Consider the following 25161-nt stretch of genomic DNA (forward strand, 5'->3'; position numbering starts at 1 on the left):
ATGCAGGATAGAATTTTTTAATTCTATTTTGCATTTGCATTTTAGGAAGGAGAAAAACATATGGGAATACAATCTTTATTTATATACTTAACTTTTAAATGTAATTTAAAATGTGAACATTGTTGGGCATATTCTGGTCCAGATGTAAAAGAAGATGAGCTTTCATTGGAAACAATTAAAAGAACAATTGATGAAGCTTACAATATGGGAATGCGATCTCTAAAATTAACTGGAGGAGAGCCATTAGTATTAAAAAATTATGTAACCAATATTATTGATTTAGTTAATAATTATGGTGATGTTCGGTTGAGAATGGAGACAAATGGTATTTTGTTAGATGATAAAATGATAAAACTATTGAATGATAATAACATATATTTATCAATAAGTCTACATTCTTCAAAGGCTCCTAAACATGATCAAATAGTTGGCAAAGAGGGAGCTTTTGATAAAGTTATAAGTGTTATTCCAAAAATAAAAAATAAAGAAATTTTAGTAACTATTTCAAAGAAAAATATGGACGAACTAGAAGACATCCTAAAATTACTTTCATCTATAGGTGCTAATTCTGTAAAGTTTAATATTCTCCAAACAGTAGGACGGGGAGAAAATTTAGATAGATTAACTAGACCAGATATGATTAATATACATAAAAGGATAGAAAATTATACTAAAGAAAATGAATCTATGGAAATCGATACAAGTGCTCCTATGTGTACAGGTTTATATTCACTAAATAATTTTTATTACCCAAAATCATCTAAAGGATGTAATTTTGGCTCAGTTTGCTGTTTAACTCCTGGTGGTAATATTTCATTATGTGGATGGAGCAAGTCAAAGAAAGATTCTGAACTTCTATTAGGCAACATTGAAAATGAAAAGCTTAAGGATATATGGAAAAGAAAAGAGTTGGTTGTCAAGAAAACTGAACCATTAGAAGGTGTTTGTAATAATTGCCTATTCTTAAAATTATGTAAAGGCGGATGCAGAGCCATAGCTTATGAAGTATATGGGAAGTTAAATGCTCCTGATCCTATATGTCAGGTTATGTATGAAGAAGGTGAGTTTCCAAAATCAAAACTTATCGCTAATTAATAATTATAATCAAGTCTATATTTTTCTTGTATAAGGAGAATAACATAAAATGAATAAATTAAAAGAAAAGAAAAAAAAGAGAAAGTTGGAATACAATACTTTTAATACAATAATATATTTATTCAAACATATATGGTTATGGGATAAGCCATTAATATTTTATTTCTTAATATATTCAATAACTGCTGGAATAATACCTTTTATAGGTATTTTTCTTCCTAAAATGATAATTGATGAATTAGTTGGACTTAAGAGAATTAACATACTAGTAATTATAATTGCTTCATTTTGCATAGGAGGGTTATTATTAAATCTTATAAAAGTTTATTCACAAGAAGTATATTGGCCAAGAGTAATTCAAATCCGAATGGAGTTTATTCATAAAATTGATAAAAAAGCTATGACTATGGATTATCAACAATTAGAAAGAGTAAATACTAAGGACTTAATACAGAGAGCTTGGATGGCACTGTCAGGTAATGATATAGGGGTCGAAGGAATTCTTAATCAAATATTTGTTTTATTTGGTAATATTGTTGCCTTTGGAGGATATATAGCTATAATCAGTACTTTAAGTCCATTAATAGTATTTTTTCTGATATTAACTGTAGGTATTACTTATAAAGCTTCTCTAGGAGAAAAAAAATATTCTCATCAAGTAGATAGACAAATGGCTATAAATGAAAGAAAACTAAAATATCTGGATAAGAAAATGGTAAATCATAGCCTAGCTAAAGATATTAGATTATATGATATGGCAAAATGGTTGACTAATAAATATATTACTTGGTGCAATGAGATATATTTAAAATTAAAAAAAATAGCTATCAAACGATTTAAAATAGATACGTTACAAGGTTTCTTATCTTTTGTTCGAAACGGTATAGTATATGTATATCTAATAAATAGAGTATTATACAACGGTATGAGTATAGGTAATTTTACAATGTATTTTGCATCTATTCAGGGTTTTTCAGGTTGGATGGAATCTGTTGTTAGTTCTATATTATCTATTAGACAGCAGAATCTCTATATAAACGATTATAGAAATTTTGTTGATGCTAAGGAACCTAATAAAAATGATAATAGAGATTCAATGAAAAAAGATATTAGTGACAGGGTATATAAGATAAAACTAGAAAATATATTTTTTAAATATCCTAATAGTGATAACTATACTATCAACAATGTATGCATTCATGTAAAAGATGGAGAGAAAGTAGCTATAGTAGGAGCTAATGGTGCAGGTAAAACAACATTAATTAAGATACTTACAGGTTTGTACAAACCTACTAAAGGTAAAGTTGTTGTTAATGGAATAGATAGTACTAATATTGATAAAAACGAGTATTTTAAATTATTCTCAGTAGTATTTCAAGATATTAAGCTATATGCTTTTTCTCTTGGCGAAAATATTTCATTAAGGAAAATAGATGAAACTGATAGACAGAAAGCTATAAACTGTCTTAAATCAGCTGGTTTATCAGATAAATTAAAAAACTTAGAAAATGGTATTGATACAAGCTTATTAAAGATATTAGATGAAGAAGGAATTGTATTATCTGGAGGTGAGATTCAAAAAGTAGCTTTAGCAAGAGCACTATACAAAGATGCACCAATACTTGTACTTGATGAACCTACTGCTGCTTTAGATCCCATAGCAGAACATGAATTATATGAACAATTTGATAGATTGACAAAAGGTAAAACAGCAATATATATTTCTCATAGATTAGCAAGCACAAGATTTTGTGACAAAATAATATTGTTGGATAAAGGTTCTATAAAAGAATATGGTACACATGAGCAATTAATGAAAATTAATGGGACATATGCAAAAATGTTTCATAAACAAGCTCGCTATTATAATAGTGATATCAAGGATCATAAAGAGGTGTTGGCTTAATGAAGAAATTATATAATAATTTAACAATGGAATTCAATGTTATTTTTTTTATATTAAAGCTAACAAATGAATATTCAAAAGCTTTTTTGCCTTTAACAATACTATTGGCACTTATTAGTTCTTTTTTAACTATCTATAATCTGTTAATGTCCAGAAAGATTATAGATGAGCTTATACTAGGAAAACAATTCAATAAACTATTGGAAATAATTATTTTGCTAATAGGTGTAAATTTACTTATGCATATAATAAGAAGTATTATTTTTAGATGGCTACAAGCAAAGAACCAATTTATAAAAAAAAGATTTAACCTAGAAATAAATAAAAAAACAATGTCTATGGATTATGAATATGTGGAAAATCCTAAGATTCTAGATGCAAAAGAACGTGCACTCAGCGGTATAAATCAGTCAGGGGGCATTAATACTTTTACAAACAATATTAGGAACATTATTACATGTATTTGTACCATAATGGGGTTATTATATATTCTAAATGATTTAAGTATAGTAATCATATTAATACTTATTATAATGATAATATTTAACTACATAGCTGAAAGCAAAAGACAGAAAGCGGAATATCATTCTTGGCAGAAGAATGCTAAAAATAATAAAATGTTTTCTTATCTAGATGGAGAAGTAATAAAAGATTATAAGGCTAGTAAGTATATAAGACTATATGATTCGTCTGAGATGATACTTAGTAGATATAGACAGTTTGATAAAAAATCTCAGAGACTATTTAGATTGATTTCTTCGTCGAATAAAAAGCATTATCTTATTATTAATATATTAGATTATAGTCAAAAATTCATAATATATTTTACTTTGGCTCTAAAAGTGATAAGTGAACCTTCTAAATTTACAATAGGGTCTTTTACTATGTATACTTCTGCACTATATAATTTAATTAGCTCAATAACTAAAATGTTTAAATCAGCGGTTAAAATAAAATATACTTGTAAATATCTAAAACTATATAAAGAATTTATTGAGTTACCACCAATTTTATGTAAGAATAACGAACACATACCTGCTAATACTAACTATAGTTTTGAGTTTAGTAATGTATCTTTTGCTTATCCAGGAATGAATAAACTAGTACTGAAGAATATTAATCTTAAGATACCATCAAAGCAAAAACTAGCTATAGTAGGATTGAATGGTGCAGGAAAAACTACTTTTATTAAACTAGTGATGCGATTATATGACCCTAAAAATGGTGAGATATTATTAAATGATAATAATATCAAGAAGTATAATTATAGAGAGTATCAGAATTTATTTGGAGTAGTATTTCAAGACAGTAATATTTTATCATTTACTGTTAAGGAAAATATATGTTTGGAAAATAGTAGTTCAACTCAAAATGATATAGTTATTGAATGTCTAAAAAATGCTGGAGTTGGAGATAAAATAGATGTCTTAGAAAATGGAGCAGATACTTATGTAGATAGAATATTTGATGATAAAGGGATTGAATTTTCAGGCGGAGAAATGCAGAAAATAGCCATTGCACGTGCTATATATAAAAATGCATCTATAATGATATTTGATGAGCCTACAGCATCACTGGATCCTTTGGCTGAATACGAAATATTCAATACGCTACATGAATTAACTTATGGAAAAACTGCAGTTTTTATATCTCATAGACTTTCGAGTACTCGGATATGTGATTGTATAGCTGTCTTCCATAATGGAGAGATCATACAGTATGGTTCACATGATGAACTCATGAAAGATAGAGAGGGCAAGTATTATAAGATGTTTATGGCTCAGGCACAATATTATGTGAGTAACGATGAAGTAAGTTGTATTTGAAATATGGAAAAACATAATTTTTGTAAATAAGGATTAATTATTCTTGACCGTGTTGATCCTTCTATGTTATCTACATATGAAGCTTTGACAGAACCAAAGTGGGCTGGAAAAGTACTGGTAAGAAGTTCAAGCAATATATATAATCAATCATTATTAGCATCATTTATTGCCCTAAATGGAGAAGAAGCCGATGCAGAATGGGCTAAAGGCTTAGTAGCAAACATGGCTAGAACACCTGAAGGTAATGACCGTGATCAAATGAAAGCTGTTGTTGCAGGAGAGGGAGATGTAGCAATAGTTAATACTTATTATGTAGGAAAATTATTAAATTCATCTGATGAATATGAAGTTGAAGTAGGAAAGAAGATTGGAGTGTATTTCCCAAATCAAGAAACAACAGGTACACATATTAACATCAGTGGCGGAGCATTAACGAAACACGGAAAAAATAGTGAGTCAGCAATAAAATTATTAGAATTCTTGACAGGTGAAGAAGCTCAAGATGACTATGCTAATGCTAACTATGAATACCCAGTAAATCCTAAAGTTGAACCATCTGATTTATTGAAAAGCTTTGGTGATTTTGATATACAAGAAATAGATTTATCCCTTCTAGGTGAATACAACGATGAAGCTGTAAAGATTTTCAATAAAGTTGGATGGCAGTAAGCTTATGAGAAATGTAATGAAAGGAAGGCGAATAAGTCCTCTTCATGTCATTGCAAGTATCATAATTATGCTGATACTTTTACCAAGCTTAATGATAGTGATTCAACTATTTCAACCTGTGACAGAATCATGGATTCATATTAAAACATACCTATTAAAAGACTATTTAATAAATTCAATAACCCTTATTTTTCTTGTTGGAGGGGTTACATGTTTACTTGGGATTTTTTTCGCTTGGTCGTTATCAAGATATAGGTGGAAATATACGAAAACACTAGAAATATTATTGTTTTTACCAATGGCGATACCTCCGTACATTGGAGGATATGTCTATGGGGGTATTTTTACTAGTTTTGGAACACTCCATCGTATAATGTTGACTCTTGGATTGAAACCTATAAAAATTGATATCTTATCAATGGGAGGAGCAGTTTGTGTTTTTAGTTTGTTTTTGATGCCTTATGTCATGTTGGTAACAAAAGGATTCTTTAATCGCCTTCCTAAAAATATAGAAGAATCCTCTAGATTATTAGGTAAAAGCAGATTCCAGACGTTTTATAAAATTATATTGCCAATGAGCAGAGGTGCTATCATAGGAGGAGTTATACTTGTTGCTCTAGAGGTACTCAACGATTACGGTTTAGTCAAGTATTTTGGTATTCCAACTTTTAGTACTGCAATCTATACTACTTGGTTTGGTTTGTCAGATGTGGACGGAGCAATCAGACTTGCTTCAAGTCTCATGATTATAGTTATCATCATTTTATTGGTTGAGCAATTCTTCAGAGGTAGAGGGAGATTAAGTCAAGCAAAAGCTGTTCCAGATTTAGGTACAAAGAAGGCAGCACCAATAGGATATAAAATATTATTTTATATTGTAGGAACTATCTATCTGTTACTAAGTCTTATTATTCCAGTTGCTCAATTAATACACTGGAGTACTTTAGCAAAGGATACAGTGGTACTTAGAAACCTGGATAAAATATTAAAAAATACCTTGATTACAGCAATCATTGTTACTATCGTAATAATCATCTGTAGTAGTATAATAGGAAATCTTAATCGCCTACATTCTGGAATAATAACAAAAATATATGCTCGAATTGTCATTGTTGGTTACTCCATTCCTGCATCAATTATAGCAATAGCCGTACTTGTGTTTTTTATAGCTGCTGATAGGAATTTGGGTGGAATATATGGATTTTTTGGATTGAAAAACCTGTTTTTGACAAGCAGTGTATTTATGCTGATTTTTGCATTGACCATTAGATTTATGGCAATAGGTTATAACAGCGTTGAATCGGGTTTTAGCAAAATGGGATTAAAATATTATGAAGCATCAAAACTATTGGGAAAAGGGGAGTGGCATACCTTTACAAAAGTCGACCTACCAATACTAAAACCTGCTATAATTAGTGCTATGATATTAACATTTGTTGATGTATTAAAAGAGCTGCCACTCACATTGATACTGAGACCTTTCAATTTTGATACACTAGCTACTAAAGTATATACCTATGCAAATGATGAGATGATACATGAAGGAAGCATCTACGCATTGATGATTATAGGTGTAAGTACCCTAGCACTAGTATTTTTATTAGGATTCAGGAAGGAGAAGGCAGAATGATTGAATGCAAGGACATATCCTTTAGATATAGTAATGCTATTGAACCTACATTAAATAAAGTATCATTTTCATTACATAATGGTGGAGTTTTAGCAGTAGTAGGACCTAGTGGTGGAGGCAAGTCAACATTACTTCGTGTTATAGCTGGGCTTGAGACACCATATGAGGGTACATTAAGCATTAATAATAAGGTTGTTTTTAATGTGAATAATAATGTGAAACCAGAAAATAGAGGAATAGGTATGCTTTTTCAGGATTATGCACTATTTCCACATATGACTGTAAAGAAAAACATTGAATATGGGATTGATCATCTACCAAAAAAAGAGAGAAAACAACGACTTGATGAAGTATTAGAGTTAGTTGCTTTGGGTGGTTATGAAAAAAGGTATCCCCATGAGCTTAGTGGAGGACAACAGCAACGTATTGCGCTTGCAAGGGCATTGGCTCCAAAACCAAAATTATTATTATTAGATGAACCTTTTAGTAATCTTGATACCCACTTACTTAAAAAGGTTAGAGATGATTTGTTCAATATTATAAGGAAAACCAATATAACCACAATCATGGTTACGCATAATCCAGAGGATGCAAAAGCTGAGGCGGATAAAATAATTAGCATAGTGGATGGTAGGATTGATAGGGAAGTTATGAATATGAAAGATTAGTTGTTATAGATGATTTATATAAATTAGATAGGTAATTTAACTTGTGAAGAGCAGAGATTATTCCCTGCTTTTTTTGTATGTTTATGGATTTGTAATCTGTTATATTATCAACAAATGGTATAGTATAATTTGTTGATAATGTTTAATTTAGAAGATATATATACGTTTTTTTGATTTTAACACTAATAATAAGGTGGTATTAAACAATATGTATTTATTTTATTTATATTATGGTATAATATAGATAAAAAAAAGGGATAGAAAATTAATTTAATAGAAAATAGATGTTGATTTTGGTTAAATTATAAGGAGACTTTAAAATGAAAAAAATAAGTATAATCATAGTAATTTTAATATTTATAATTGTTGCATTAAATCAAATTATAGGAGATAAAGATTTGATAATAGATAAAATAAAAGATACAAAATCAAATAAAGATATAGTACTTCTTTTTGATGAAGAGAAAATAAATTTACAATTTGATAATAAAGAAGTAGGGGTTAAGTCAATACCCAAAGATTTGATAGATGATTATGAGTATAGTTTAAAGATAATTGGAAATTATCTATTAGTTGGAATGATAAATAAGAAGACAGTAAAATATAGTTCATTAACATTTTTGTATCTTTATGACTACATTCAAAATCCGATAACTAAAATATGGTCTACAGATGATGAATTAAAGAAAGAGCTTTTCCTTAAAAACTATAATACTACTAACAATACCATTATTGTTGATAGTGATTCATCAGAAGTTATTATTGAGTATGATGAAAAAATAGAAAATAAATTAATGGAATTTATCAAATCAATTAAAGAAAAGGATAAAAAGATACAATTAGAAATTAGTAATACAGTAGCGTATTGTATATATGATTATGATAAAGATGGACAAGAAGAGCTTATCACTAAATCTATAGTTACAATGGGTTTTTCTCCCTTAGTAGACACATACTATTCAGTATATAAAATTGAAGATAATGGTATACAAAAAGTAAAATCATGTTTTTATAGTAAAGATAATACACTAGAGAAATATTTTAAGAATTTTAACTAATTTATAAAAAATATATTGAATAATACTTTTAATAGTATCATTCAATATAAGATTTTAATTCATTTTTTAAAAATGCTAATCCTTTTTCTTCGTATTTTTTTATTGTTGGTCTTGTTAGGTTAATTTTTCTTGATATTTCAGTATAGGTTTTTTGTTCAAAAAACTTATACTGAATGATTTTCCTTTCCTTTTTTGGTAAAAGATCTATTGAATGATTGATATCTATTTTTATATCTGTTATTTCACCATAATCTTTAATAAGGTTATTATATTTTTCATTACAAAAATCTACAATTATTTCATTGTTTTTTATCTTTATATCTTTTTTTAGTAATTTAATATATCCATAATATAAGGAGTTAGAGAAGTACTTTACTATTTTTGCATCACCACTTAAATCAGGTATTTTATATATTGATTTAATTAGATATATTATTAAATCAGATTGTGCTTCATCATAGGATAATTTTCTAGCATATTTATTAATTAATGGATTAAAACTGTTAATTATATTAATAACTATTTTTTCGTTTTGTGTTTTATCTTGAGATTGTTTAAATGTTAATATTAATTCTGTCCATTTTGTTTCCATAATAGTAGATCTCCTTTTAATATAATATAAGAAAATTTGTTTTCATATAGTATAAAAGAGCCTTTTAAATCAAAAAATGTAAAATAATATTTTATTTTACATTTTTTATTATATTAGGCTCTTTATTTGTTGTAATAAAAATTAAATTATATTTATAGGAGGTTATTTCATGAAAGATTCAAAAATTAAAACTTTACTACTTTCGACATTATTATTGACAATTATTTTTACATCATCTTGGTCGACCTATGCAGAAGAAATTAACTATGAAAAGGTGTGTTCTTTCCAAGAAGTAGAACATGAATGGATTGGTGACTATACTGGTGAATATAATCGACCACGTTATCTAAGATATGAAGCTTATGATAAGATGGGAAAAAAAATTAGTTCTAGTCAAGTAAGTAGCTTATCTAATGTAGAAAAAGTAGCACGAACTATCTTAGGAGAAATTTGTAATGTTCCTCCTAGAATAGATAATGCTTATGCTGTAGCACAAGCTATAAAGAATAGAATGGATTATGATAATAAAACAGCAGTTCAAGTAATTTCTTCAGGATTTGATGCTTATGGTGGAGGAGCTTTTAAAGATCCTTTAAATTATTATTATCTAGAAGATGAATATCGTCTTTGGGCGGAATGTGCATGGTTAGCTGCATGTTTAGTTGAAGGTGATAGTATTCCAACAAGTGGATATGATGATATTGGTAATAGTAGATTTTTTGGAGATATTTCTGTTTCAAGTTATCTTAAGAGATTTAAGTTAAGCAATGGAACTACTTGTAATGAAACAAATATTGAGTCTGCAACAACCTTTGTTTGTTGGGGAAGAAAAAATCCTATATTAAATACTGTGAAAAAGTTTGGAAATCATGTTTATTTTGAGGTTAATGATAGATAAAATTGACATAAACTAATTTTATTATAAGTTACATATATCAAAAGAGATTACTTTGCCATTAATGTAAAGTGATCTCTTTAATATTATTCTTTTTCTTATTTAATAAATATTATAATGGAAATTCTTAATAACTAAAATGATGATAAATTAGTTGAAGTATCTTTGCTTGAATAATTGATATATATAATGTAGAATCTAAACATATTAGATACCTATATTTTAATATTTAAAATATACTAATGAATTATTGTAGATTTAAATCTAGTAATTTGAGTTTATAAGTACTAATTTATTAAGGGTGATTATATGACAGAAGAATAAATACTAAAGATAATTAAAATGAAAGCTCAAATTTATAGAGAGCAGGGTGTAGTTATTTTAATTACAGTACCAAATCAAACTGATATAAATATTTTACTGCATTTGATGATGTGTTCATTACAACAAGAGATTACTCGGATTTTTCAATAGACCTATACCTAGGTGAAAATAAAAATCGTACAGAAGGTTTTATAACTAATATAGTATCATTAAGTAAAACTGAAAGTATTGTGAAAGGTATTGTTGTTGGTGACTCCATGGATAAAGTTCTAACTACTTTTTTTAGTGAAGATAATGAACCAATTTCTGATGATTATTATGGTGATATTAAGATTCTCTATGGTGATGAGGATCTCTATAATAAATGTGCTTACATAATTTATAAAGATGATACACCTTCTATAATTAAATATGTTGGAGAGACTGTGGTATTAATATTTACAATTGATAGTGATAATAATGTTTCTAAGATAGAAGTGATAGAGACAGCAGTATAATAAAGATGGAGCCATTAGGGCTCCATCTTTATTATAAGTTCGCAAACTTTTTTTATTGAAGATATTGGGTCAAATTGATAACATGTATACACATTAAAAATGAGTGTCTAAGACACAAAAACAATCTATTTTAAAAGGGAGTGTATAAAATGATAAAAGGATTTGATTCATATACAGTAGATTTTACTTATTATATACAATTAATTAATAAACAGTTTACAAATGTTATTGAGAAAGGTAGACCACTATTTAAAACAAATGCGGATGATTTATTTGAAGCTTTTCTATTAGAAATACCTAATGAGTACAGACAACGATATACATGTAGTGCATGTAAAAAGTTTGTTGAAGATTATGGTAACATTGTTACATTATCTGAAGATGGTAAAGTTGAAGCGGCTCTATGGGGAGATTTTGATGGGTTAATGGCACCAGCATTTAGAAGATTAAAAGAGTTAGTTGAAAAAGCAGATATTGTAGATGTCTTTATAACTTCAAAAGAAATATTGGGAGTTCCATGTGCCGGCGGCTTTAATCATATGCATATAAATGTACCAGATAAAATAAGGTATACGGGTAAAATAAATACAGATATGCAAATGATGTTTGAAAAAAGAGAAGACTTTCGAATGTTAAAACAGTACATAGAGGAATATCCATATGATGTTGCAGTTGATGCTAACAATATACTTAATTCAGAGCATCTGTATAGATTTGAAAAATGTCTTGGTATTTCCAACTGGTACATGAACTTACATAAAAAATTACAATTTAATAAGAAATATAGTGATAACATATTGTGGCACGCTGTTGCTACTGCACCACCAGGTTATTGTCATATCAAAAATACTATGATTGGTACTTTGCTTGATGATATAAAGTTTGGTTTGGATTTTGATACTATCGCAAATAGATTTGCAAAAAAAATGAATCCCTTACAATATCAAAGACCACAAACTAACCCTACAAGAGGAAATATTGAACAAGGAGAAAAAATAGTTGAAAAATTAGGTATTAAAAAATCTTTTAGTCGTAGATATGCAAGACTAGATGAACTCAATACCATATGGGAATATAATGATTTTTCCGAGACTACTGGAAAAGGGTTCTTTGGTCATATAAAAATAAAAAACGTAAATAAGACTAATAAATCAGTGGATATACCAGTTACAAAAATTACTTGGAAAAAATTCGAAAAGAGAGTATTAACTAATGCAAGTAAAATTGAATTTTTGGTTCCTAAGCATGGTAATTTTACGGCTCTATTAACAGCTACTCATCAAGAGGCTCCACCTATATTTCAATGGGATAATCTAGAAAAAAGAAATCCCTTTTCATGGTATGTATATACTAATGGATCTCCATGTACAAGATGGAATCTAAAGAATGATTATTGTAATGTTACAGGTATATGTTATCAACCTTCAATGTGGTATGGAGAATATCCACATCAGGGTAAGAGTATATTTATTTTACTTGATAGCGCAAAAGATGTTAATGGAACTCAAAGTAATTGTTTATTTCCAGAAATGCTAATAAATGATTTGAGAGAAATAAGAAAGACTATAGAAGCATATTCGAAAGAGGCAACCCTTGAAGGAGTAAATGAAGCAAGTGCTTGTGGCTACAGACTTGATTATGGTAGAGAATGGAATGTGAGTTTTAGAGTTACTACCTCTACAGGTGTTTACAATTATATATTAGATAGATGGGATTAAAGTAAGTGGAGAAATATATGTTATTTACATGTAAACATATTAATATTATGAAATTATAAGATTAATAGCATTATATACAAAATAATAGTTGTATATGTTATAATTAATTAGTGAATATAAATAGATATTGTAATAAAATAACTTTGATTACAATATTGTATTCGGGTAGTTATTATGAATAATGGGGGGGAAGATATGGGAAAAGAAGTATATAAACTTACAAAAAATGATTTTTATAAAGTTACACCTTTAGTTAAGTCAAATCATGAATTATCGGTTTATTCAACAGTAAATGGAATTATGAATGGAGAGGTATATGTAAATAGTATTGCTCATCCAACTGCTGCATTAATTAAAACTTGTGAATGTAATTATATTGCAGGGGATGCTAAGGATTTAGAATTTAACAAAGCAGTATTTGAAAACATAGACTTTTGGGATCAGGTCACACCTGATACAAGTGAATGGAGAAATGTCATATGTTCTAATCACAAAGATAAATTTATAAGAGCATATACTAGGAGACATTATATACTTGAAAATGGATTAGAGAAAGAAATAAATGTAGAATTGCCAGAAGGTTATTATCTTGAAGAAGTTAATCCTAATTTGTTAAGACAAATGAAATATAATAATGTAGAGGATTTGATTGAATGGATAGATAACTGGAAGGATGATGAGATATTTCATAAATATGGGGTTGGCTATTACATACGAAATGATAGAGATATCGTAAGTTGGTCATTGAGTGATTGCACTTACAATAAGAAAATTGCAATAGGGATTCATACAGACAAGAAATATCGTAAATGTGGATTTGCAAAATTAGTAGTATCAAAAGTTGTTCAGAAATGCTTTGCAAAAGGATATGAAAGTATAGACTGGTTATGTGTAGATTGTAATAAAGGTTCCATAGAAACGGCTAAAAGCGTTGGGTTTAAACTCGCTGATAAATATACTAGCTTCACACCTTACCCTCCAATTGAAAATCTGAAGGATTTGACAGAGGATGAATGGAAGGAATGGGGCGACTATTTATTTCATGCATCAAAGAGTGAACCTAAGTTATTAATTGATTGTATGCTTTCTTATATAAAAGGAAATACATTAGAGGATGCAAAAGATGTATTAAAAACGATTCATAGCATGGAAATTCCAATGGATTTTGAAATGGAATCATTTATTGATTATTTACATTCATGTGATATGGCTTCTGAATTTAACGTGAAGTGGATGGAGGGGTAATATAGCTGACTAAATGTCCAAATGATTATTGCCATATTCCAAAAGAAATATTAAATAAATATATTAATTTATCTTCAGAATGATGGAGTAACATCTTAATTTCTTAAAGATATATATAGTACTCATACAGCAAAGAGCAGAAAATTATTTTCTGCTCTTTGCTATATAGCTAAGTTTTTTGAAGATAAAAATGAACAAAAATCATACTTGATTTTTGTTCATTTTTACTTTTTATTGCATTCTATCCGATTAAACATACCGTTCGTCAGGATTTGTTGAAAAAACATAGCGATTTGTTTATTATAATGTCTAAGCTTAATTAAATTGCTAATAGCTATCAATTATGCTGTATTGTTAAATTATTAATAAATTAATTGATAATAAACATTAATAAATGGCGAAATATTAGACAGTATAACTCGCTAATGGAGGGTTAAGTTGGATACTTTTAAAATACAAACTGATGGCTTAAAAAGTAAAACCTATTCTATATCATATGTTTGTAGTAAAATACAAGATATAAAAGATGACTTTATGAATATTACATCTAATATTGATTATGATGTGAAATCTAGACAAGCTATTAATGGAATGATTAATACGTGTTTAAAACAACTTAATGATATTATTTATAACATGGATTCATATATAAAGCTAATGAATGATTCGGCCGATTCTTACAATAATATAGAAAATGAATTGCTTTCATTAGCTTGTCAATTAGAAGATGAACATCACATACCAATGATAGAACCACAATCATTGACTGATGAGAGAAATTTACGTACAAGTCAAATGTGCGATAATTCAGGAGGGTCTTCAAGTAAAGCCTTCAAATATGATGACGAAGACATTATTGCTTTAAAAAAGGGTATGCAAGATATCTTTAAAGACAATGACTATGTAAATGATATTAATTTTGAAAACATATTTGGGGAAATAGATAGTGATATAGATTATGATTTTGAAGAAAATGTTGAATATTTTTTACGTAATTGCGAAGCTTATCTATATTCTAATAGAATAAATCTGGAATCAACTTATAAATCATTACCTGATGAGTACAAGCTTATGGTATTAATGCATTGGGTAGAATTAATGAAAACTGATACCCATATTGATGTATCTAATGTTTTACCAGATGAATATTTTGAGAATGTACCTTCATTGCCTTTTACTGATAGAAAACTTGGTAATATAACGTCAGAGAATAAATATGAAAGCGAAGATGCATATAACTATTTTAAGAAATATTATTATCCTATACAAGCTTTATATCAATTCCAAAAAGGAGATTTTGAGCAGTTAAAAAGAACAGCTTTTATGGAATGGGCAAGATTGGCATATGGTTCCAGTAAAAAAGAACAAGGTCAGGAATTTAGAGCAGGATTATTTTTTGGAGGTGTGACTTCACCTATAAAAGGCATATATGATACAATAGAAGGTATCTACTCCGTGTTCACTCATCCAGAACAATTAGGGTTTTTTATAACATTTGTAGTAAGTCTTCCGTTTTCATCTAAAAATAGAGAACTTATGAAACTTATGATAAAGCAGACTTATGATGAATGGAAAGCTGAATATGATAATGCTGATGCTGGTGATAAAGGATTTATGATTGGTCAGTTGATTGGTGAAGCCATTACCTTTGCTGTAGAAGCAGGTGGTTTTGTAAAAGGAATTAAGGGCTTAACTCAATTTGTTAAAAATGGTGGATTTAGAAAGGCAGTTAAACAAGTTGTTAAAATGGGTAGCAGTGTTAAGAAACTGTTGAAAATGAAACCTGCTGAGTTTATAAAATCCGTCAAGAAAATATTTAAAAGAAAAGACCATTATGAAGTGCTATTAAATAATGATGAATTGGTTAAAGTTCCTTATGATGATTTAACTGTTATGCAGAAAAGTAAATTTGATGGCTTTGTTGATTCACATATGCAGAATGATGTAGTGACTGATAGGGTTTATGGTGAAGATGGTATTGGGGTTGTAAGTAGTGTTGAAGGTAAAGCTATTAAAAAAGCTATTGCAAAGGGAACCAAAAAAACTTGGAAAGAGTTTTTAGATGCAAACTCAGGAAAAAGTATTGAAGAAATATCAAATTCATATATAAAACTTATTGATGGACAGTCTCCATGGCCTGAAGATTTTGTACCACAACAAAAAATTCTTAAACAAGGAGATACATTTCAGATGGCTTTAGATAGTACTCAACCTGTAACATCACCAGGTAGTTTTGCAACATTGGACAATATAACTGATGTTGATTATGTTAGAAATAAGTTAGCGGTAAAATCAGATTGGAAAGAAGATTGTAGTAAAGTAGTAACTTATAGGGTTAAGCAAGGTGTAGAATTACCTGTGCTTGAAGGACCAGTTGGACCTCAAATAGATATAAATGCAAATAAGTATTTATCTGGTGGAGGAACTCAAATACAAATGTTGCTTGAACGAGGTGTCAACAAAATGGACTATTTAGAGGTTGTGTCAATACATTCAATTAATTAAAGGAGATAAGAAGAAAATGACAGTTGAAAATTTTGTTTGGGATAGCCAAAATCAAAGTGTAAGTTGGATATATAATGGAAAAGTCATTAAAGAAACGTTTGAGAATGCATACTTTGCTTCTGTTGATTTACAGAAAAATTATGTTTATGTTGAGGCAGGACAAAATTACTCTAGAGATCAAGTCTATAATCTATCTTTTGAAGGGAAAAGAATATTTATATTTGACAAGGTGAGTGGTAAAATCAGTTGGATACATCAAAACCAACTTGTAGAAATTCATTGTAAAAATACTTTGAATGCTCAAATTTATATTGAACAGAATGTAATAATTATAATTACAGGTCCAAATCAAACTGCTATAAATATAAAAGGTTTTACTTTGGATGGTAGGCTAGTATTTGAGAAGGAACCACCTAAAGGGTATAAATTTATGTATTTATCTAATTATAAGAACCAACCTTCAATTGTATGTGATGGAGGAGAAAATAATGTTGATGATTACGGTAGAAGTAGATGGCATTTTGTTATTAATGTTAATACAGGTGATATGACTAAAGAGAATCTGGCATATTGATAAGGTATTAAAATCTTAAAACAATATCATTATAGGATTATATCATATTTGTGTGTGAAACATCTAGGTTATAATAATCAAAAGCATTAAGTACTCTTTGTAAGTGAATGAAGCGTTAGTTATTATAAACATCCCATTCTAAGGGTAAATTAGATGGGATGTTATTTAATTTTATATATTATTAATATTCTTTTCTTCCAACAAACGATGAATATATCCTAAAACTTGTTTTCTACTAGCTTCATCAAGTTGGATAAAATAGGTTAATGTTTGTTTGTCAATTTCATCAAGTGAATTCTCTTTAATTAATTGGTCTATTAAGTTAGAAGTAATATTATTGAAAACCTCACCTTTTCCAGTTACAAACCATTCTTCGTTAACATTGAATTCAGTTATTATATTATTTTTTACCCTATCTGTCAGAGAAACATTCCCATTTTCTATATTGGCTAAATTAGAGCGACTCATACTTATTCTATTAGCAAAAAGATCTTGATTAATACCTAATATTTTCCTTAATTCCTTTATACGTGAACGGATAATAAACACCTCCATAGAAAGAGTATAGAAGAGAAAAAAGTGTTTGTCAAGAACTATAAAATTAATTTTTGTGATTGACAAGAACATATAGAAGGAATATAATGTTTTTAACAAACATTATAGGAGGCGTTTTAAGGAAGATGGGATATAAACAAGATTCACAAGAATTAATTAAATTGACATCAAAATTATCTAAAAAACAAAGGATGTTAGTACTAAACTTAGCTAAGTATTTAGTGCTTAAAAAAGAAAGTGAAGCAAATGATAAAGGTGATGGTAAATGTTTATAAGAAACAAATTGCATATGAGAAGATTTATTCAATTAGTTGAGAGGGATGGTACAGAGTTATTAGATACTAAAAGAAAGTCGTTGTTTTACATAGTTGCTGGTAATGATGATTTGTATAATAAATTGTATCAAATATATGATTTTGATAAAAGAGTAATGAGAAAAGAGTGTGTTAATAGTAATCAATTATATGATGAGACATCTATAAAATTATTAACATTAGCGTATGTATTAATTAAAGAAAATGATGATTCATTAATTAATCTGTTTCAAGGGTTAGATGATTTTAATTTTGAATTGGCACTTAGTGCTATTAAGATTAGATATATGGGGGAATATGAATAATGGTCGAGACTTTCCGGTGGGAAGGTCTTTTTTTATTAGATCATTAGGTATTAGTAAATAGGGAAGAAAGTGCAGATGTGTGGCTTTGGTATACATAGGTTTAAATATGGATTTGATATAAGGTGAATGTTGTTGAAATATAGAAATATATACAAAATAATTATAATATATGTTATAATTAATTATTGCATATAATTGAATAATAATATAAAAATAAGAACATTTTAAAAAAATAATTTTAATAAAACACAATATTAATAGTTAATTATCTGAAGGAGAGATTGATTTGATTGATAGAAGTATAATTCAGAACTATTATAACCAAATGAGAATTGATGAATATCATGCTAATAAATCTTGGGAGCATTGCTATCTCTTTTTTAAGAATTATACAAATAGTTCTAATAGATATAAACTAAAAAATATGGATTTAGCATGTCTGAATCTTGCATATTACTTAGCAAATTTCGAGCTGTTTAGTAATTCTTTTTTGCACTACAAAGACTATAAAATACATAAATATTTAATTAAAAATATAGTAATGAATAAAAATTATAATTATTTTCTAGTTAATAATAGAAATGTTATAAAGGATCCTAAAGCATTGATGAAACTCGTAAATGAGGTTAAAGATTCATATATGAATAATATTTCAACAATTAATGGAATATCAGTAGATATAAATGTTTCAGATTCATTAGCAACCAAAATTATTTTAGGGATTTATGGATGCGTTCCTACATATAATGAAGGCTTTATTAGAGGTTTAAAGATGCATAACATAGAGGTGGGTGAATTATCTCTAGAATCTATAGTAGATATTCAAGAATTTTATAAGTCGAATGAAACATGCTTTAATAAAATAAAAATTAAATCATATGATGAGAAATTTTATTACCCACCAATGAAATTATTAGATATATATTTTGGATATCTAGGATTTAATAAGGATAAATGCTATAGTATGTTAGAAGAAGATAAGAAAGTACATTCTATCATAGCAAGCAAACAAAAACAAAATAATGGTAAAAATGTTCAACCCCAAATAAGTAAGACCTCAGAAATTAGAGAATACATAGTAAGAAAACTTGAGAAAGCACAACAAGAAGGAAAAGAGTACTTTGAAATTGTATCTGGAGAATTAAGCAAAGAAATTGGCTTGTTTAATAGAATGCCAATGATATGTAATGCTATGACATCTTTAGGAAATAATATTAAATATGATATACTTTATAATCCACCTAAAGGAAATGGTGCTACAAAGAGGATTAGATATTATTTACATAACAATAAGTCGGTTAATGAGAATGGTAATGATAAAAAGGCAATCAATTATAATTTACCTAATAGTCTAAGAGGAAGAAACATTAATGAAAATATCATCCCCACAGTATGCAACTTAAAAAACATGCTACACAAACTGGTGCAATATCATGGAGACTTTTCTAAACTAAAACAATGGGAAAAAAGAAGTTACAAAGCATATAACATTGAAGATATAAAATCACAGATAATTTACTCACCAGAAACTGAATGGGTAAATATAATAAGAAAACATATCCTAGATGGACTACCATCTGATTTTGGAGCTAGCTGTATTGACATATACTTAGTAGCCTACGTCTCAGAGACATATGGAAAAGGTAAAGACAAATTCTTTGAGTACGTAAAAACAAATAATATATCAGACAAACCCAATTCCGCCCAAGCCATCTGGCAAGTAGGTAAAGGGGATGGAGTTTATTTAGATATATTAAATAACGATGGAGCTATTAGAGATTGGGACTTCATTAAGAAATGGTCAGATACTAACTAATATTATAAGGAAAGATAAACAAATAATGAATTGAATGGATAACCCTTATAGCGACGATTAGTTAATTCTTACTCATTGTTTTTTTGAGTAGAATCGATTACATAATTATTCTAAAATGTATAATATGCTTAACGAAAGGAATTATAGAATAAAGTAAGAAAAAGTATTTAAAATAATAAATAAAGGTTAGGATAACAATGGTGAGTCGTACCATAAATAACTGAGGTTTTAGTTGGGGTATTTCACAGGATTAAGAGGACAAATAGAATGTATGCCAGATAAAAATAATAGACTGGTGGTATAGAATTTTTTTGTGAATTAATGTATACTCGTTATATTGTGGAGAACATATAACGAGGAGATGAGAAGTTAGGTGAAGATAAAATTAAGAAGATTGACTATGATATTTGGGATATTATCTGGGATAATGGGAGCATTAGTGCCACTTGTTGGCATTTTTATTTCAGGTAGTATTGGTATAATATTATTAAAAAGTGTTGTGGTGTTTTTTGTACTTACGATGGTATTTATGATGGGCTCTATGCTTGTAGATTCAAATATTATTATTAAATTAACAGTACTGCCAATTACTTATTTAATTATTATGGTTGGCTACATTATTTATCAATTAAAAGTGCATGTGTTTTTAATTGGTGCTCTTGGTGGCGATATTGGGAATGCGACAATGGAGATTGGTGGAGGTGTATCAGTTGCAAAGCTGTCTATCATGTTACATGGAGGGACACTTATCTTGTGTATTCCACTAATTATTGCTGCAATTGTTAAATCATTGAAATTGAATAAACGTAAGAATATTGATTTTTCTACATATGATGCAACTGAAGGGACCATTTCAAATGTAGTGGATACCCATACGAAAATCAATAGAGTTAAGTCTTATAAGATTACGATTGATATTCCGTATTATCAAGGTGAAGCTTATCAAGTGACAAAAGATTTCTTAGTACCAATGCATATGATTCATACTATTGTACTAGGCAAAAAAGTTACTGTAAAAGTGAATCCTAAGAAAAGAGAAGAAGTATATATTCAAAATGAATATGGCATTTTATAAAGAAGCAGTTAATGAAATTAAAGTAATAAAAGGTAGCAGAATTTGTTATTGTTGGCAGTCTTAGACTAGCGGATAATGAATGGATATGCATATTTATACTAAATTCCGATGGAACTATAAAAGAGTGGGACTTCATAAAAGAATGGACTAAAACTAAATAAAAATATATTATTACAATAATAGGGGGATTAGGTATGTATGAACGTCTACTCGATAAAAACAACCAACCAACAATCAACCAAATATACGATACCATAGGTGATAATGGAATTACACTACTCCAAGAATTAGAACAATTCCTATCCAACAACTATGATATTATATCTGAACTCAAATTTCCTTTTGGAAATAACTACGGTTGGGGAACAAAATACAGTCATAAAAGTAAGCATCTGTGCTACGTATTTTATGAAAAAGAAGCTTTTACAGTAACTATTCAAATAGGAAAGAATGAATTGCCAAAACTACTTGAGAAACTTCCTGATATGTTACCAAAAACTAATGATTTATGGGAAAATAGATACCCCTGCGGTAGCGGAGGATGGATTCATTACAGGGTATTAAATAAAACAGAATTAAATGATATAAAAGAATTAATCAAAATTAAAAAAAGACCTGTAGAGAAAAAGTAAAAGATAGATATATTAAAAAGATGATGTGAATATATAAGTTAATGACACCTATACATATTCATCATCATCAAAAATAAAATATCCTTCATACCTACAATCAAGAGCTTTTGCAATTTGATGAAGTTCTTTTTCAGAGAAATTATCTCTAGTTAATTTATTTGTTAAGTTTTGTCTTGTTGTACCAATGGCAGTTGCTAAATCAGTAATTGTCATTTTTTTACGTCTTAAAACAATACGTATTTTTTCGCCCATAGATAAATCCATACAAATCACACCTTCTAATTCAGATATATTAATACTATACACTAAAACATAGCTTATAACAATATAATTTATTCTATAGAAATTTAAAGGTTTACAAAATACATTACATAAGATATAATTAAGTGTACATATACACATAATAATGTACTGGTGAATAATATTTTTTTAACATTTCATGCATATAACACTAGTCGTAGTAAGTACATTATTAATTGTAAGGTAGGTGATGACTCTTTTAAACTCATTTGACTTTTGTCGGTGAAAAAGTAGTGAAACAGCTTTGTCGGTAGAAAGGAGGGATATATTTGCCGAAAAAAAGGTATCATGTCCCTAAAAAACAAATAAAAGAAGCGGTGCATGCCAACCAAGCAAAAAACACCACTTCTCAACACCAACTATCAAAAATAGCGATAAATACATTATACCCTGTTTCTGATAGTAATTCAATACTAGGAGGTATAATAACATGGCAGACGTAAACGAGTGCTTTAGCAATTTCGCAGCTGAAATGCGTAGAACAACATATCAAGAATTAATCAAAACTGATTTAGAATATCAGGAGTTGGAGTGTTACGTAGATAGATACAAAGACAAATTCAATCAAATCATCAACTCTCTGGACGAAAAAGACAAAGTATTCATTGAGAACTATATAACAACAAAATTAGAAAGAGATGCTTGTATCAATGAAAGTCTATACATAGCAGGATATACAGATTGTATCAAACTACTAAAAGAACTTACTATATTATAAATATTAACTGATATAATATAAAAAGCAGAGGATTTATTCCCCTGCTATTTATATTCTCATTCTTTAGTCTCTATCTCCAACAAATAATATCCCTTATCATGAAATTCAATTTCATAAGTTTTGGTCTGGAGAATTGGTTGTACTACTACAGGATCATAATAATACTCCAATCAACATAATCATAACTAAAATACTTAATATTTCTATTATTCTACTTTAATATGACATTATTCCTTTGGTTAGTAGTACAAATGTGTTATAATGTCAATAATAATTCATAATATAAAACCCCTTGGCTTCTATATTATAGACTTATTACAAGACATCTTGAAGTAGCATAAAAAGCTAATTAGCACAGGTTTTGATGATTTAGTGTTGTGCAGTATAAACAAAAAACAAAAATTAACTTGAATCAATTTAACGAAAATGTGAAAAAAAGATATTGACTTAATGAGAAAATAGTGCTAGTATACTAGTATGAAAAAAAGATACAAGATTTTACTAAAAAACATGAAATAATTTTTCAGAGGCTTATATCTTTTTGAAATGTAATTTAAAAAGTAATACTTAGGAGGATGTTATTATGAAAAAATTTCTATCACTCATATTGGTGGTAACAATGGTAATGGCTTTATTTACTGCTTGTGGAAAAAAAGAAGCAGAAGATAAAAAGGTAGTTGATTCATCTAAGAATCAAACAGAAAATCAAGATAATCAAGAAACAGAAAAACCAGTAAAAATTAGAATCTATTATTCAGATAATGCAACACTTCCTTTCCAAGATGATTGGTTAACTGTAAAAGCAGCAGAGGAAATGTTCAATGTAGAATTTGATTGGGAAGTAATTCCTATCGCTGACTATTCCACAAAAGTTTCATTAGCATTGAACACAGGAACTAATACACCTGACGTTATTTTATATCAATCAACAAAAGGTGAAAATGCTTCACTTGCACTTAATGGTGCTATAGTTCCAATCAGTGATTACTCTGAATTCACACCTAACTTCAATAAACGTGTTGAATCATTTGGATTACAAGATACAGTTGATAAATTAAAATTAGCTGATGGAAAACGTTATTACTTACCAAGTCTATATGATGTACCATTCTATGATGGTGGTCTTATCTTAAGAGAAGACTTCTTAGAAGCTGAAGGACTTGAAGCACCTAAGACATTTGATGACTTATATAAGATTTTAAAAGCTTACAAAGCTAAAAACCCTGATTCATATCCACTTACTATCTTAGCTGGACCTCGTGTTCTTTATCGTATGACAATGCCTTCATATGGTGTAAGTCTTGGTAAAAACGGTTCATCAGGAACTAATACATTAAGCTACGATTATGACAAAAAAGAATACTTCCCAGGAGCAATCAGTGAAGGTTACAAAGAGTACATAAGCTATCTTGCAAAACTATATGCTGAAGGTTTACTTGACCCAGAGATGGCAGATCCAATCAATGGAGATATCTGGTCACAAAAGATGGCTACAGGAAAATCAATGGCTACATATGCATACTATGATCAAATCGGTGGACTTGAAGGTTCAACTGAAATAGATGGTTATAAATTACAGATGTACCCATCATTAGAAGGAACAGCAGGTGCTCATCACCAGCCTAAGAGTAGTACAGGCTCAGGAATCATATTCCCAGCTAAGACTGCAAAACGTGATGATTTTGAAAGAGTTGTAAGAACAATTGATAAAGTTTTCTTCTCAGAAGAAGGTGCAAAACTTTGGTGCTTAGGTGTTGAAGGTAAAACTTATACAGAAGAAAATGGAAAAGTTAAATATGCAGACGAACTTGTTAACTCAGCAGAAGGAATCTACAAGAGTCTTCAAGTTAAATATGGTTGTGGATCAGATGTAACTCAAATGGTTTGGGTCAACGAACGTGAAATGACAAAATATGATGAGAACTATGCTCGTATCAACAAAGAAGTAGCGGCTATGGGAGACGTAATCCAAGCGATTCCTCCAACACCATTATTTGATGATATGAAAGCAGAAGATGCCGGTGTATTACAAACTCCATTATTTGATACATTTGAAGTTTGGGCTGATGCATTTATCACAGGTAAAAAAGACGTAGAAAAAGATTGGGACACTTACGTAAAAGAAATGAAGTCATTGAAAATAGAAGAATTCTGCAAAATATATAACGAAAACTTAGCAAAATAATCATTAAACATATAAGGGCTTCCCTCATTTTGATTAGAGGGCGGCCTTTATAAAGCAAG

24 protein-coding genes are annotated in these 25161 nt (G+C 28.7%); 21 read left to right on the forward strand and 3 right to left on the reverse strand.

Annotated features, from left to right (window positions below):
* Window positions 1–60 precede the first annotated feature (60 nt).
* The 7 genes from HYG85_RS17425 to HYG85_RS17455 all read left to right on the forward strand — a co-directional run bounded on the left by HYG85_RS17425 (window position 61) and on the right by HYG85_RS17455 (window position 8852).
* The gene (locus HYG85_RS17425) at window positions 61–1095 is read left to right on the forward strand and encodes a radical SAM/SPASM domain-containing protein (protein WP_212690730.1); all 1035 of its coding nucleotides are present in this window, start codon (window positions 61–63) and stop codon (window positions 1093–1095) included.
* A gap of 49 nt (window positions 1096–1144) precedes the next feature.
* Window positions 1145–3001, forward strand: a complete 1857-nt coding sequence (locus tag HYG85_RS17430) for an ABC transporter ATP-binding protein (RefSeq protein ID WP_212690731.1) — start codon at window positions 1145–1147, stop codon at window positions 2999–3001.
* Window positions 3001–4827: an ABC transporter ATP-binding protein gene (locus HYG85_RS17435; RefSeq protein WP_212690732.1), complete on the forward strand. Its 1827-nt coding sequence runs from the start codon at window positions 3001–3003 to the stop codon at window positions 4825–4827. Before HYG85_RS17430 ends, HYG85_RS17435 begins: the two co-directional genes overlap by 1 nt.
* A 63-nt stretch (window positions 4828–4890) precedes the next feature.
* Window positions 4891–5496, forward strand: coding sequence for an extracellular solute-binding protein (locus HYG85_RS17440; protein ID WP_212690733.1), 606 nt, complete (start codon window positions 4891–4893; stop codon window positions 5494–5496).
* A gap of 4 nt (window positions 5497–5500) precedes the next feature.
* A complete protein-coding gene (locus HYG85_RS17445) occupies window positions 5501–7126 on the forward strand; it encodes an ABC transporter permease (protein WP_212690734.1) in 1626 nt (541 codons plus the stop codon).
* The gene (locus tag HYG85_RS17450; protein WP_212690735.1) at window positions 7123–7794 is read left to right on the forward strand and encodes an ABC transporter ATP-binding protein; all 672 of its coding nucleotides are present in this window, start codon (window positions 7123–7125) and stop codon (window positions 7792–7794) included. The genes HYG85_RS17445 and HYG85_RS17450 overlap by 4 nt, the downstream gene beginning before the upstream one ends.
* A 320-nt stretch (window positions 7795–8114) precedes the next feature.
* The gene (locus HYG85_RS17455; protein ID WP_212690736.1) at window positions 8115–8852 is read left to right on the forward strand and encodes a hypothetical protein; all 738 of its coding nucleotides are present in this window, start codon (window positions 8115–8117) and stop codon (window positions 8850–8852) included.
* A 37-nt stretch (window positions 8853–8889) separates the two neighbouring features.
* Here HYG85_RS17455 and HYG85_RS17460 read toward each other — a convergent pair whose 3' ends face one another.
* A complete protein-coding gene (locus tag HYG85_RS17460; RefSeq protein WP_212690737.1) occupies window positions 8890–9444 on the reverse strand; it encodes a sigma-70 family RNA polymerase sigma factor in 555 nt (184 codons plus the stop codon).
* A 169-nt stretch (window positions 9445–9613) separates the two neighbouring features.
* Between HYG85_RS17460 and HYG85_RS17465 the strand changes: the two genes are divergently transcribed.
* The 6 genes from HYG85_RS17465 (at window position 9614) to HYG85_RS17490 (ending at window position 17202) form a co-directional block, all read left to right on the forward strand.
* Window positions 9614–10342 carry a hypothetical protein gene (locus tag HYG85_RS17465; protein ID WP_212690738.1) on the forward strand — a complete coding sequence of 243 codons (729 nt, stop codon included), beginning with the start codon at window positions 9614–9616 and terminating at the stop codon, window positions 10340–10342.
* Window positions 10343–10773: 431 nt separating this feature from the next.
* Window positions 10774–11160, forward strand: coding sequence for a hypothetical protein (locus HYG85_RS17470; RefSeq protein ID WP_212690739.1), 387 nt, complete (start codon window positions 10774–10776; stop codon window positions 11158–11160).
* A 149-nt stretch (window positions 11161–11309) separates the two neighbouring features.
* Window positions 11310–12878, forward strand: a complete 1569-nt coding sequence (locus tag HYG85_RS17475) for a hypothetical protein (RefSeq protein ID WP_212690740.1) — start codon at window positions 11310–11312, stop codon at window positions 12876–12878.
* Window positions 12879–13073: 195 nt separating this feature from the next.
* The gene (locus HYG85_RS17480) at window positions 13074–14123 is read left to right on the forward strand and encodes a GNAT family N-acetyltransferase (protein WP_212690741.1); all 1050 of its coding nucleotides are present in this window, start codon (window positions 13074–13076) and stop codon (window positions 14121–14123) included.
* Window positions 14124–14561: 438 nt separating this feature from the next.
* Complete coding sequence (locus HYG85_RS17485) at window positions 14562–16628, forward strand: hypothetical protein (protein WP_212690742.1); 2067 nt, start codon at window positions 14562–14564, stop codon at window positions 16626–16628.
* A 16-nt stretch (window positions 16629–16644) separates the two neighbouring features.
* Window positions 16645–17202: a hypothetical protein gene (locus HYG85_RS17490; protein WP_212690743.1), complete on the forward strand. Its 558-nt coding sequence runs from the start codon at window positions 16645–16647 to the stop codon at window positions 17200–17202.
* 171 nt (window positions 17203–17373) lie between these two features.
* Here HYG85_RS17490 and HYG85_RS17495 read toward each other — a convergent pair whose 3' ends face one another.
* Window positions 17374–17829, reverse strand: coding sequence for a helix-turn-helix domain-containing protein (locus HYG85_RS17495; protein WP_153064117.1), 456 nt, complete (start codon window positions 17827–17829; stop codon window positions 17374–17376).
* Between the two features lie 53 nt (window positions 17830–17882).
* Here HYG85_RS17495 and HYG85_RS17500 point away from each other — a divergent pair, with 53 nt between their 5' ends.
* The 5 genes from HYG85_RS17500 to HYG85_RS17520 all read left to right on the forward strand — a co-directional run bounded on the left by HYG85_RS17500 (window position 17883) and on the right by HYG85_RS17520 (window position 21899).
* Window positions 17883–18032, forward strand: a complete 150-nt coding sequence (locus tag HYG85_RS17500; RefSeq protein WP_212690744.1) for a hypothetical protein — start codon at window positions 17883–17885, stop codon at window positions 18030–18032.
* A complete protein-coding gene (locus HYG85_RS17505; RefSeq protein ID WP_212690745.1) occupies window positions 18023–18376 on the forward strand; it encodes a DUF6075 family protein in 354 nt (117 codons plus the stop codon). Before HYG85_RS17500 ends, HYG85_RS17505 begins: the two co-directional genes overlap by 10 nt.
* 286 nt (window positions 18377–18662) lie before the next feature.
* Entirely contained in the window at window positions 18663–20192 is a 1530-nt protein-coding gene (locus HYG85_RS24445; RefSeq protein ID WP_244971219.1) for a hypothetical protein, read from the forward strand.
* Between the two features lie 373 nt (window positions 20193–20565).
* A complete protein-coding gene (locus HYG85_RS17515) occupies window positions 20566–21267 on the forward strand; it encodes a hypothetical protein (protein WP_212690746.1) in 702 nt (233 codons plus the stop codon).
* 194 nt (window positions 21268–21461) lie between these two features.
* Window positions 21462–21899, forward strand: coding sequence for a DUF3788 domain-containing protein (locus tag HYG85_RS17520; protein ID WP_212690747.1), 438 nt, complete (start codon window positions 21462–21464; stop codon window positions 21897–21899).
* Window positions 21900–21947: 48 nt separating this feature from the next.
* Here the strand turns inward: HYG85_RS17520 and HYG85_RS17525 are convergent, their stop codons facing one another.
* Entirely contained in the window at window positions 21948–22163 is a 216-nt protein-coding gene (locus HYG85_RS17525) for a helix-turn-helix transcriptional regulator (protein WP_212690748.1), read from the reverse strand.
* 305 nt (window positions 22164–22468) lie between these two features.
* Here HYG85_RS17525 and HYG85_RS17530 point away from each other — a divergent pair, with 305 nt between their 5' ends.
* The 3 genes from HYG85_RS17530 (at window position 22469) to HYG85_RS17540 (ending at window position 25102) form a co-directional block, all read left to right on the forward strand.
* Window positions 22469–22642, forward strand: coding sequence for a hypothetical protein (locus HYG85_RS17530; protein ID WP_212690749.1), 174 nt, complete (start codon window positions 22469–22471; stop codon window positions 22640–22642).
* Window positions 22630–22917 carry a hypothetical protein gene (locus tag HYG85_RS17535; protein ID WP_212690750.1) on the forward strand — a complete coding sequence of 96 codons (288 nt, stop codon included), beginning with the start codon at window positions 22630–22632 and terminating at the stop codon, window positions 22915–22917. Before HYG85_RS17530 ends, HYG85_RS17535 begins: the two co-directional genes overlap by 13 nt.
* A 583-nt stretch (window positions 22918–23500) precedes the next feature.
* A complete protein-coding gene (locus HYG85_RS17540; RefSeq protein WP_212690751.1) occupies window positions 23501–25102 on the forward strand; it encodes an extracellular solute-binding protein in 1602 nt (533 codons plus the stop codon).
* Window positions 25103–25161: the final 59 nt, after the last annotated feature.

The sequence above is a fragment of the Vallitalea guaymasensis genome (assembly GCF_018141425.1).
GTDB lineage: Bacteria > Bacillota > Clostridia > Lachnospirales > Vallitaleaceae > Vallitalea > Vallitalea guaymasensis.